Genomic DNA, 10743 nt, shown 5'->3' on the forward strand with positions numbered 1-10743 from the left:
TTTGATAGCGGTATTAGTAGTTTCGGATCATCTGCAGACTGAGCACATTGGTGTTGCCGCTTGGGGGAGTCTGGAAGCCGCGCACAATCAGGGTATAGTTTCCTCCCACGTTCAACTCGAAGCTTGTTGCCGGCACCAGCACATCATCAGTTCCGGTCGCTTTCACCTTGAAGGAGTAGGTGCCGGAGACAATATTCTTGAACTGGGTATTGCCCTTGAAACCGAACCCCGTGAAAACCGGAGTAGCCTCGGCTCCGGCAATTACCACGTCCAGGGCAGGCGCATCGGGCGAAAGGTTTACCAGCCGAATCGCCGCACTGCCACTAACCGGGGCAATCAGACTGTCTTTCAGGATAAGTATTTCGGTGTTAGCCGCTTGGCCTACGGCAAACAAGGAGTAGATACTGTCTTTTTTAAAAGTATGGGTGATGTCGACCTGGGATGTGGTGGCCGTTACGGGTGTGAACGCAATCTTGTGGCTGCCTGCCGGCAGTTTAAAATAGCCAGAGTTATTCGCATACAGAAATGCCTGGTTGTTGATCTTCTCGTCGTCGAGCATCACATTGTAATCCGGCCCATCGGGCGAGCCGTGGTATAAGTTGACGTAGGATACCTCCACGGGGGTCGGGGTGTCCGTATCGTTTTTGTCCATACACCCGGTAAAGGCGAGTGCCAGTAGGGCGAAGCAAAACATGGCAGCCCTGCTAATGGAGAATTTGTTCGAAAGCTTTTTCATAAAGGTGATTGGATGTGGTATAAGTAAATGTATCGTTCAGCGCCTGCCCTGCTCAGTATGCGGGGCAGTTACTCCGGCTACATGACCCCAAAAGTAAGCAGTGGGTTGCAAGCGGCAAAAATTAACGTAAGCTCAATTCTTATTTATTGTATTTTTAAGAAACAGAAGTTCCAGGTATAAGCTGGCTTTTCGCTTCACTTCTGGGGCAAGGGCTCTCTTCGGAAGAGTTGGGGCGGGAGAGTTTTTTCATCAACCACATAAGCACTTTCAGATGCAGAATTTATACCATTATCGAATGGGTTTTGCGTACAGGAGTATTTTTTATTTCGTGAGTTTGGAGGCTACAAACAGGGGCGCAAGCGTCCGCTTGTGATGCTATTGTCGGGCGATGTGTGGCAGGTTGGATGCTTTGAGAGGCAGGCACCCCGAAAGCTTTCGGGGCGCCATAAAGAGTCGCTACATTTTAAGGCAGGCTGATCAACTTTATACCCCTTGTCCATACCTGCCCCAGCGCGACTGCCAGCACATAAAGGACCTGAACGGAGGTGTTCTTTCCTAAAGTTCTGCCTCCGAATTTCGCTTACCGGGCAGGCAGTATACCCTACTTGCCCGCCAGGAACAACAAGGCCCTGCAACCTAATCGTTGCAGGGCCTTGTTGTTCCATACCACAGTATACCCGTCCTTCGCCTGCGGACGAAGGGCGGTACGCTTACTGCACCGCGCTGTAGATCGACTTAACCTCCGTCAGCGTACCCGACTTCAGTTTAACCTCTCCCTTGTCTGCGATGATGCTCACTTTCGTGAATTTATCATCGGGGAAGAAAACATCGGTCATCACGGTCTTGCCGTTGTCGGCAAAAAGCTCCACCGAGGCCACATCCACGACCAGGCGCAGCGGGAACGTGGCATCCGAGGCGATGCGCGGGGCATAATGTATCCCCCCGAATTTGTCGGAGAAATCGTGCTTGCCAGCTTCCCGGCGGTCAATGTAATACTGCTTGCGCGTTGCGTCATACCCAATCAGCACTTTCTGGCCCATGTCGTTCGACAGTTCGATGGCGAACTGAGCGGCCTCACCCACCGGTTCCAGCTCGAGCTGCAAATCAAAGGTAGCCGTCTTGAAGGGCGCTTTCTCAGACAAAGCCAGGGCATCCGTAACCGTCTGCGCCTCCAGGGTATAGCTGGTGCCGAAGATGTTCTCTAACTCCTTCACGGGCTTCGAGACGATGCGCAGGCCAGCATCCGTTTTCTCCAGTTCCAGTGTGCGGGCTACTGTCATGGCGCTTCGCCAGTTTTCGGTGGGCACCACGTTGGCATAGTCCCAGTTGCTCATCCAGCCCAGAAACAGGCGGCGGCCATCGCTCTCCGGAACGTTGGCCCAGGTCACGCCAGCGTAGTTGTCGCGGCCATAGTCGATCCAGATGCCCTTGCCTTTGTTTACCGGCGTGCCTGCCACGGCATACTCGCCTTTCAGGTTAGCCTCAAACTGCGGGTCGAGTTTAAAGGTGCTGCCGTCGAAATCTCCCACGAAATACTGCGTGGCCGAGCCACCGTTTGGCCCGCCCGGGTTGATGCTCACCAGCAGCACCCACTTCTCTTCGTTGGTGCCGGCCACTTTCATCTTAAACAGGTCCGGGCACTCCCACACGCCGCCGTGGCCGCCTATGTTCTGGCCAAACTGGCCTTCCAGCTTCCAGTCCTTCAGGTTTTTTGAGGTATAGAACCGGATGTGGTCTGCCACGGCCAGGGTCATCACCCACTTTTTACCGGCCTCATACCAGCTCACCTTCGGGTCGCGGAAATCGCGGATGTTGGGGCTTTTCAGCACGGGGTTTTGCGCATACTTGGTCCAGGTGCGGCCATTGTCGAGGCTGTAGGCGATGCCCTGGCTCTGGTAGTCGTCTTTTCCGGCTTTCTCGCCGGGCATGTCGTGGTAGGTATAAATAGCCACCATCGCCGGGTTCCCGTCCGTGCCGAAGCCCGAGGTATTGTTCTTGTCCACCACGGCGCTGCCCGAGAAGATCATCCCCAGGCTATCCGGGTAGAGCGCGATGGGCAGGTGCTCCCAGCTCACCATGTCCTTGCTCACGGCGTGGCCCCAGTGCATCGGCGCCCATACCGTGGTGTCGGGGTTGTGCTGGTAAAACAGGTGGTACTCGCCGTTGTGGTATACCATGCCGTTGGGGTCGTTCATCCATTTGGCGGGCGGCGTGAAGTGAAACTGGGGGCGGTGGAGCTCGCTGCCCGCTGCCGGTGCCTCGGTGCCTGCCATCTCCGTCTCGTGCTCCACGGAAGCTTTGTTGGAGCTGCAGCTGTAGAGCACGGAGCCCAGCGCGGCGAGCAGGTATAGTTTTTTTATCTGCATATGAATAGGTGTTTGATGGTATGAAAGGCAGTGTCCGCTATATAGGGGCACTGCCTTTCCTGTGTTTATAAGTTAAGGTTTCTCAGCTCGTATACGCTACTTGCTGTGCCTCTATCTAAAGAAGCGACTAAATCATGCAGGGCTTAGTTCCAGTTGGCATTCTGCTTGTACAGGCCTTTGCTGAAGTCAATCTGCTGCTGCGGAATGGGCAGATACTCATCGCGGCCCTTCTGGAACTGCGCGTCTTTCAGGTACTGGCGCTTGGTCTCTTCCGAGTCGAAGTAGGCATTCAGCGTCTCGGCGGCAATACCCCAGCGCACCAGGTCGAAGAAGCGGATGCCTTCCATGGCAAACTCCAGGCGTCTTTCCCAGCGCAGGGCCTTGCGCGCGTTCTCCTGTGTCCAGTCAATGTTCACGCCTGGCTTGTAGGTATCCACCCGGAAATCAGAGATCAGGTTGCCATTGGCGTCTTTCAGCATGCCCGTGCTGTTTTGCGCGCGCTCCCTTATACTGTTGATAAGGGGCAGCGCCTCGTCCTGGCGCCCCAGCTCTATCAGCGCCTCCGCTTTCCAGAGCAGCACATCAGCATACCGGATGACCACGTTGTTTTTGGAGCTCGCGAAGAAAGGCCCCACCTTGCGGAGGCAAGCGCAGTCTGGCTGCTGCACCTCTTTCATAGACGAGAACACCCCGTACAGCTCCGGGGTTCTGGCCCACGACCGCTCATACATCACGCTTGGCTGGTACTTCCAGGGCTGGCCCGGTATACCCACCGTATGGTTCACCCGCGGGTCTACGGTATGGGCTTTGAAATCCGGCGCCGACACCAGGTCCGTGGCATCGTAGGTATCGAATTTGGGCAGGCCGTTCTGGTCGGTCTGGTAGGAGTTCACCAAATTCTGGCTCGGGATGTTGAACCAGCAGCAGCCGTAGGTGGAGCCCATCGGGTAGTTCAAGGCACTGCCCATGTCTAACCTGCCGTTTGGCGTACCGTCGTCTACAGAGCGCTGTATGGCGAAAACCGACTCCTGGTTGTTCTCATACTGCCACAGAAAGTTCTGGCCATAGTCGCTTTGCAGGGCATAGCTTCCAGTGATTTCGTCTACCAACGTCACCACTTGCTCCAGGTTTTCGCGGTTCACGTTCACCACGCTGTGCTGGGCATCCTGCTCATACGCCTGATACAGCAGTGCCTTCGCCAGGTAGGCCTTGGCGGTGCTTTGCGATGGCCGGCCTACCTCCTGCGAGGCAAAGCTCAGGTTCTCTGCCGCAAACCTGAAATCATCGGCCACCTTCTCCCACAGCTCGTCGCTGGTATACTCCACATTCGAGATCTGGGCGTATTCGTCTTTCTGCTTCGTCTCGTCGATGTATGGGAACTGCTTGAAGAGAATCTTGAGCATGAAGTTGAAGTGGCCCCGCACAAAGCGCATCTCGGCCTCCCGCTGGACTTTCTGCGGATATTCCGTTTCGCTAAGGTTGTTTATTCTGGCAAGCGCATCGTTGGCTCTGGATACGCCCACATACAGCCTGTACCAAAGCAGGTCGGTAGAGCCCTGGTTGGGCCGGTTGAACGTAAAGAGCTCGTAGTTGTTGAAATCCCCCACGTCGCCAGTTCCGCCGCCGCCCTTGTAGGAGTCGTCGGAGCGGACGCTGCCGTAGGCCCACATGCTGCCGAAGGGCACGGTCCAGTGGTCGTTACCGATGGCCGAGTAGGCTGCCACCACCATGTCTTCCACCGTTTTGGGGGTGTTCAGCTGATCCCCGCTCACGGTGCCCTTGGGCTGGTTGTCCAGGAAATCGTCGTTGCAGCTCACCAACAGCATGGCGGCACTCAAAACAACGCTAAAATATTTTATAACTTTCATGATGTGTTTCCTTAGGAGTTAAAATGTAACGTTTAAGCCGAAAGTGAGCCGTGTTGGCCGCGGATACTGATCGTTTGGCGTCTCCGGGTCCGGACCCACAAACTTGTCATCGCCCTTGTTGTCCTTAATGGTCAGCAGGTTCTCGCCACGGAGGTATACCCGCAGGTTCTTGACAAAAATCGGCTCCAGCACATTCTGCGGGATTTTATACCCTAGCTGCAGGTGGCGGAGCTTCAGGTATGAGCCGTTGTTGATGTAATAGGTAGACAGCCTTCGCTCGTCGTTGTTGTCTGCCAGGGCAAGTGCCGGGATCGTGGAACTCGTGTTCTGAGGCGTCCAGGCGTCCAGCGTGCGCACCCCGGAGTTCTCCCCGTTCCAGATGGAAGTGAAGTCGGAGTAAATCTGGAACGACTGCGTGTTCACCTCCATCCCGCTTATACCCTGGAAGAAGAAGCTCAGGTCAAAGTTCTTGTAGTACATGTTCGTGTTCAGGCCATACTCAAACGACGGGTTTGCCACCCCGATGTAATCCTGGTCCAGGGTGTTGATCACCCCGTCGCCGTTCAGGTCCTTGAAGCGCAGCCTGCCCACGCCCTTGCCCGGCTGCTCGGCATGCCCCTGCACTTCTTCCTCGTTCTGGAAAATGCCATCTGCCACATAGCCGAAGAAGGATCTTACCGAGTGCCCCAGGATGTTCTTCTCGATGTTTCCGGGGTATGAGCGCAGCACTTCTTCGGGCAGGTCCGTGATTTTGTCTCTGAACGAGCCCAGGTTGGCGGAAACGTCGTAGCTGAAGTCGGTGCCGATCGAGTTTCGGTAGCCCAGCACAAACTCAAACCCTTTGTTGCGCATCGATGCGCCGTTTATCCATCTGCTGCCACCGTCGCCAATCACACCGATAAAGGCTGGCTGGATCAGGATATCGTCGGTGTTGCGCACAAAGTACTCCATCGAGCCAAATATCTTCTGGCTCAGGAAGCCAAAGTCCAGGCCCACGTTCGTCTCTGCCGTTGATTCCCAGCGCAGCCTGTTGTTGGCGGTTTGGGTGGCATAGTAGCCGGATGGCAGCGTGCCGCTGTCGTTGCCGCCAATGTCGTAGGCGGTGGCGTTGCTCGGTGCCCAGGTCTGGTCGTCGCCGTAGTTGGCACGGTAAAGGGCATAGGTCGCGTAGTCGGCAATCGACTGGTTACCGGTTTTACCCCAGCCCGCGCGCAGTTTCAGGTCCGACACAAAGCTGAGGTTGTTCATGATAAAGTCCTCGTTGCTCAGTCTCCAGCCAAGGGAGAAGGCCGGGAAAAGGCCGAAGCGGTTCTCCTGCCCGAAACGCGAGGAGCCATCGTAGCGCAGTGTGGCCGAGGCCAGGTATTTCTCCTGAAAGGCGTAGCTGGCCTTGCCGAAGTAAGAGAGCAGGGAGAAGCCCGTTCCGCCACCGCTGTTGTTTTTGTTGCCGGTACCGGCATCCAGGTATAGGTAATCGTCGTTTTCCAGGGCAAACTGCTCTCTGTACGCCGAGAAATCCAGGAAAGAGCTTTCTACCGCCTCTGTACCTGCCATAAACGTGGCGCTGTGGTCGCCTTTCTCCAGCTGGTAGCTCAGCACGTTGTTCCAGGTCCAGCTCAGCAGGTGGCCCTGCGACTGGTAAAGCGAGTTAACCGGGTTGCTCAGGAAGCCGCGCTGGTATGCTTTCGTCACATTCCGGAAGTACACGCTCTCGTAATCCACACCAAAGTTGGTCCGGAAATTCAGGTTTTTGACGATCTCAAGGTTGGCGTACACATTGCCGAAAACCTTTGCCGTGTGCCGTTTATCCAGCTTGTTATCCTCGATAACGGCCACCGGATTGTCTCTGTCGGAGAAGCCCCCGGCAGTAGGCCCGGCAAACTGACCATCCTCGGTATACACGGGCAGGATAGGCAAAGACCGGACACCGAGCATCAGCGGAGTGCCCCCGATGCCCGAAGGCATGGGTGTCTCGCGGGCCTTCGAAATCGAGAGGTTCTCGCCCACGGTTACCTTGCCGTTGAACAGGGTGTAGTTTGAGTTCAGGCGCGTGGTGATGCGGTTGTAGTTAGAGCCCTTCAGAATGCCCTTGTTGTCGAAATAGTTGACAGAGAACCTGAACCCGCCCTTCTCGCTTCCCTGCGAGATCGCCAGGTCGTGCGTGTGGTTTACGCCCGTCCCTAGTATCTCGTCGAACCAGTCTGTGTTCCCGGCCCGGATGCCCATGGCCTCGTCCAGCCACTCCGTTACCTGCACATCGTCCAGCACGGGGTTGCCGGCATTGTCGCGGTGCCAGGTATAGGTATACTGTGGGTTGTCCGGGTCACGGTTGTCGTTTACGGCGGCACGCCACAGGGCCTCGCCGCGCTGGTTGGTATCCAGCATATCCAGCCTCGACCTGAACTGCTCCACAGCCACGTTGGCATTGTAATTAATGGACAGCTCGCCGGCTTTGGCTTTTTTGGTCGTCACGATGATTACCCCGTTCGAGGCCCTGGCCCCGTAGATGGAGGCCGAAGAACCGTCCTTCAGCACCTGCACCGACTCGATGTCGTTCGGGTTCAGATACTGCATGCCGGTGGTAGAGGGCACGCCATCGATGATATACAGCGGGTTGTTGTTGCCGAGCGTGCTGGTACCCCGTATCCTCACCTCTGTGTTTGGGTTGGGAGAGCCGTCTGTCGCCACGTACAGACCAGGCACCTGGCCCTGCAGCGATTGCATCACGTTTGGCGCGGGGTTGTCTTTGATGTTGTCCATGTCCACCACGGCAACTGCCCCCGTCAGGTCGGCTCTCTTTTCAGAGGAATAGCCCGTCACCACTACCTCGCTCAGCCTTTTATCGTCGGTCTGGAGCGTTACGTCGAGCTGCTCTTTGCCCTGGATGGGCACCTCCTGCGTGGCATAGCCGATATATGAGAAAACGAGCGTGCCGTTCGCGTCTGGCACCGGCAGCCGGAAAGCACCGTTCATGTCGGAGGTTGTGCCGGTGGTGGTGCCCTTGTAAACCACAGTAACCCCGATGAGCGGCTCACTATCCGGCCCTTTGATAGTTCCACTGACAACTGCCTTGCCCTGTCCGTGTACCACGGAGAGGCTGGTGAGCAGTAGCAGCATGATGCATAAAAAGTTTTTCATGGTCTAGAGATTAAATGGTTTAAATTATGAGATAGACAGGGGAGTGAAATCAAACTTAGACAAGTCATAGGCGGGTGTTGCCCCTACCTGCGTGGCCACGTAAGCCCCCACGAGGCAGGCCCTCTCCAGCGCTACTTCCACTGGCTCCAGGTGTAAATAATTCTTCAGGAAGGTGGCCAGGAAAGCGTCTCCGCTACCGATGGTGTCCTCTACCTCCACCTTATAGCCTTTGTGCTGGTGGTAGCCTTCCGCCGTCAGGGCGGCTGCGCCTTTGTCGCCGCGGGTAACCACCAGCAGCTGCAGGCCAAAATGCTCGTATAGCGCCTGCATCTGCTCCTGCTCGCTGCCCACCCAGCCAAACCAGCCCGATATTTCCTCCAGCTCCTGGTGGTTCATCTTCACGGCATCGGCAAAATGCAGCAGGGTGGTCATGCGCTCCGCATTGTAGTATGGCGGGCGCAGGTTCACGTCCAGCACCTTAAACCTGGCCAGCTCCAGGTACTGCACCAGTGTTTTCTGGGTGGTTTGGCTGCGGGCGGCCAGGCTGCCATAGATAAACACGTCGCTCGCAGCCACGTGCGCTGCGGCTTCCGCGTCGTACTGGATGTAGTCCCAGGCCACAGGCTCCAAAATCTTGTAGGTGACCTCGTTCTTGTCGGAGACGTTGGCTTTTACCACACCCGTCAGGTGGGTTTGGCCCGTCTGAATCCACTCGGTGGAAAGCGCCTTTTCCTCCAGGAAGCCAAGCAGTTCCTTGCCCAGGTCGTCGTTGCCGACGCGGCTGATGATGCTGGGCGTGAAGCCGCTGTAGGACAGGTGTATGGCCACGTTCATGGGCGCGCCGCCGGGCATCTTGCCGCTTGGCAGCACATCCCAGAGCACTTCGCCGAAGCATATAATCTGGTGTTGGGTCATGGGTTAATGCGTTTTGGTGAGATGTATGTTATCGAAGGCCACTTCCTGTGCCTCCACTTTATTTCCGATTTCCTCCAGCGAGATGCCTTTCGTCTCGGGCATAACCTTCCAGACGAAGAGCAGCTGCAGCACCATCATGCCGGCAAAAATGAGGAAGGTGGTTCCGCCGCCCAGCGTGGCCGTGATGTAGGGGAAGGCAAAGGCGATGACCGCCGCCATAAACCAGTGCGTGAAGCTGCCGAGCGCCTGCCCGCTTGCCCGCACGCTGTTCGGGAAAATCTCGGAGATGAACACCCAGATGACCGCCCCCTGCGAGAAGGCAAAGAAGGCGATGTAGCCAAACAGGCAGAGCGGCACCAGCATGCCAAAGCTTTCGGTATAAAAGGCCCACGACACCAGGCTCAGCGTGGCAATCAGGCCGAAGGAGCCGATCAGCATCAGGGTCCGGCGGCCCACCCGGTCGATGAAGTTGAGGGCCAGCAGCGTGAAGGCGAAGTTGACGAGGCCCACCCCCGCCGAGGAAAGCAAAGAAGCGTCTTTGCCCAGTCCCGTCATCTCGAAAATGCGCGGGGCGTAGTAGATGATGGCGTTGATGCCCGATACCTGGTTAAAGACGGCAAACAGCACGGCCAGCGTAACCGGGAAGCTGTGTTGCTTCGAAAAGAGGCCCTCCACGGTTGTTTTCCGTGCCTCGGCATCTTTGGAGGCGACAATGGCGCGCAGCTCTGCATCGGCTGTGGCGGGGTCGATCTGGTGCAGCACGGCCCTGGCGGCCTCTATGGCACCCCGCTTCACGACCAGCCAGCGCGGACTCTCTGGCACCAGCAACACCAGGCCAACGAAGACAATGGCCGGTATACCCTCCACGCCCAGCATCCAGCGCCATGCGTTGGGCCCGATGCCCTGCAGCAGGTAGTTCGACAGAAAGGCAACCAGTATACCGAACACCACATTAAACTGGAACATGGCCACCATCCGGCCGCGCATTTTGGCCGGGGCGATCTCGCTGATGTACAGCGGTGCGGCCACCGAGGAGGCGCCCACACCCAGGCCACCTATAAATCTGAAGAAGAGAAAAGAGTACCAGTCGGTGGCCAGCGCAGAGCCCGCCGCCGACACAAGGTAGAGCACGCCGATCCAGAACAGGGTGTTCTTGCGTCCGATTTTATCAGAGGGGAAGCCACCGAGCAGCGCACCGATCACGGTACCTATCAAGGCAATGGAAACGGTAAGCCCGTGCTCAAAAACATTGAGGTTCCATACCTGCTGAATGGCCTGCTCCGCACCCGATATAACGGCCGTGTCGAAGCCAAATAAGAACCCTCCCAACGCCACTGTGATGGCCCAAAATAAAATCTTCCTGCTGTTCATAGTGCTGCTTGTTTTTCTTCAAATGTAGCGGCAAACAGCAGAGATGAATTTCAGGAACGTTTCAATATGTTCTAAATTCTCACCAATTGAGTAACCAGTCACTAAATCATCGTTCTGGGCCTCTAAAAGGTAAATTTATTTCTATACCAGACCAGATCGCGCTTTCGATTTTGTATCATCCTTTCAAAAATGTAGCAAAATCATACCTCCTTGTTGGATAATGCATACACCTCCTGATACATTTTTTGAAAAAATGAGCGCGCACTCACTATTTATACCAATATCAAATCATTTATGCGCATTGGGCCATGTATGGGAAGAGTGTTAGCTGCTTTACTGCCTCAGGCTG

6 protein-coding genes are annotated in these 10743 nt (G+C 56.1%); all 6 read right to left on the bottom strand.

The features are described 5' to 3' along the window. Window positions 1-13 precede the first annotated feature (13 nt). The gene (locus MKJ04_RS20850; protein ID WP_241643845.1) at window positions 14-736 is read right to left on the bottom strand and encodes a DUF4397 domain-containing protein; all 723 of its coding nucleotides are present in this window, start codon (window positions 734-736) and stop codon (window positions 14-16) included. Between the two features lie 710 nt (window positions 737-1446). After that, window positions 1447-3102 carry a glycoside hydrolase family 32 protein gene (locus MKJ04_RS20855; RefSeq protein WP_241643847.1) on the bottom strand — a complete coding sequence of 552 codons (1656 nt, stop codon included), beginning with the start codon at window positions 3100-3102 and terminating at the stop codon, window positions 1447-1449. Window positions 3103-3245: 143 nt separating this feature from the next. Further along, the gene (locus MKJ04_RS20860; RefSeq protein WP_241643849.1) at window positions 3246-4970 is read right to left on the bottom strand and encodes a RagB/SusD family nutrient uptake outer membrane protein; all 1725 of its coding nucleotides are present in this window, start codon (window positions 4968-4970) and stop codon (window positions 3246-3248) included. Window positions 4971-4988: 18 nt separating this feature from the next. Then, a complete protein-coding gene (locus tag MKJ04_RS20865; RefSeq protein ID WP_241643851.1) occupies window positions 4989-8108 on the bottom strand; it encodes a SusC/RagA family TonB-linked outer membrane protein in 3120 nt (1039 codons plus the stop codon). Between the two features lie 24 nt (window positions 8109-8132). After that, the gene (locus MKJ04_RS20870; protein WP_241643853.1) at window positions 8133-9023 is read right to left on the bottom strand and encodes a carbohydrate kinase family protein; all 891 of its coding nucleotides are present in this window, start codon (window positions 9021-9023) and stop codon (window positions 8133-8135) included. 3 nt (window positions 9024-9026) lie between these two features. After that, on the bottom strand, window positions 9027-10394 hold the full coding sequence (locus MKJ04_RS20875) for a sugar porter family MFS transporter (protein WP_241643854.1): 1368 nt from the start codon (window positions 10392-10394) through the stop codon (window positions 9027-9029). Between the last annotated feature and the right edge of the window lie 349 nt (window positions 10395-10743).

It is taken from the genome of Pontibacter sp. E15-1, from assembly GCF_022601975.1.
Taxonomy (GTDB): domain Bacteria; phylum Bacteroidota; class Bacteroidia; order Cytophagales; family Hymenobacteraceae; genus Pontibacter.

Bases quoted from the DNA above. Each gene is read 5' to 3' on its own strand.
- MKJ04_RS20855 (WP_241643847.1), bottom strand. From the start codon at position 3,102: ATGCAGATAAAAAAACTATACCTGCTCGCCGCGCTGGGCTCCGTGCTC.
- MKJ04_RS20865 (WP_241643851.1), bottom strand. From the start codon at position 8,108: ATGAAAAACTTTTTATGCATCATGCTGCTACTGCTCACCAGCCTCTCC.
- MKJ04_RS20850 (WP_241643845.1), bottom strand. From the start codon at position 736: ATGAAAAAGCTTTCGAACAAATTCTCCATTAGCAGGGCTGCCATGTTT.
- MKJ04_RS20870 (WP_241643853.1), bottom strand. From the start codon at position 9,023: ATGACCCAACACCAGATTATATGCTTCGGCGAAGTGCTCTGGGATGTG.
- MKJ04_RS20875 (WP_241643854.1), bottom strand. From the start codon at position 10,394: ATGAACAGCAGGAAGATTTTATTTTGGGCCATCACAGTGGCGTTGGGA.
- MKJ04_RS20860 (WP_241643849.1), bottom strand. From the start codon at position 4,970: ATGAAAGTTATAAAATATTTTAGCGTTGTTTTGAGTGCCGCCATGCTG.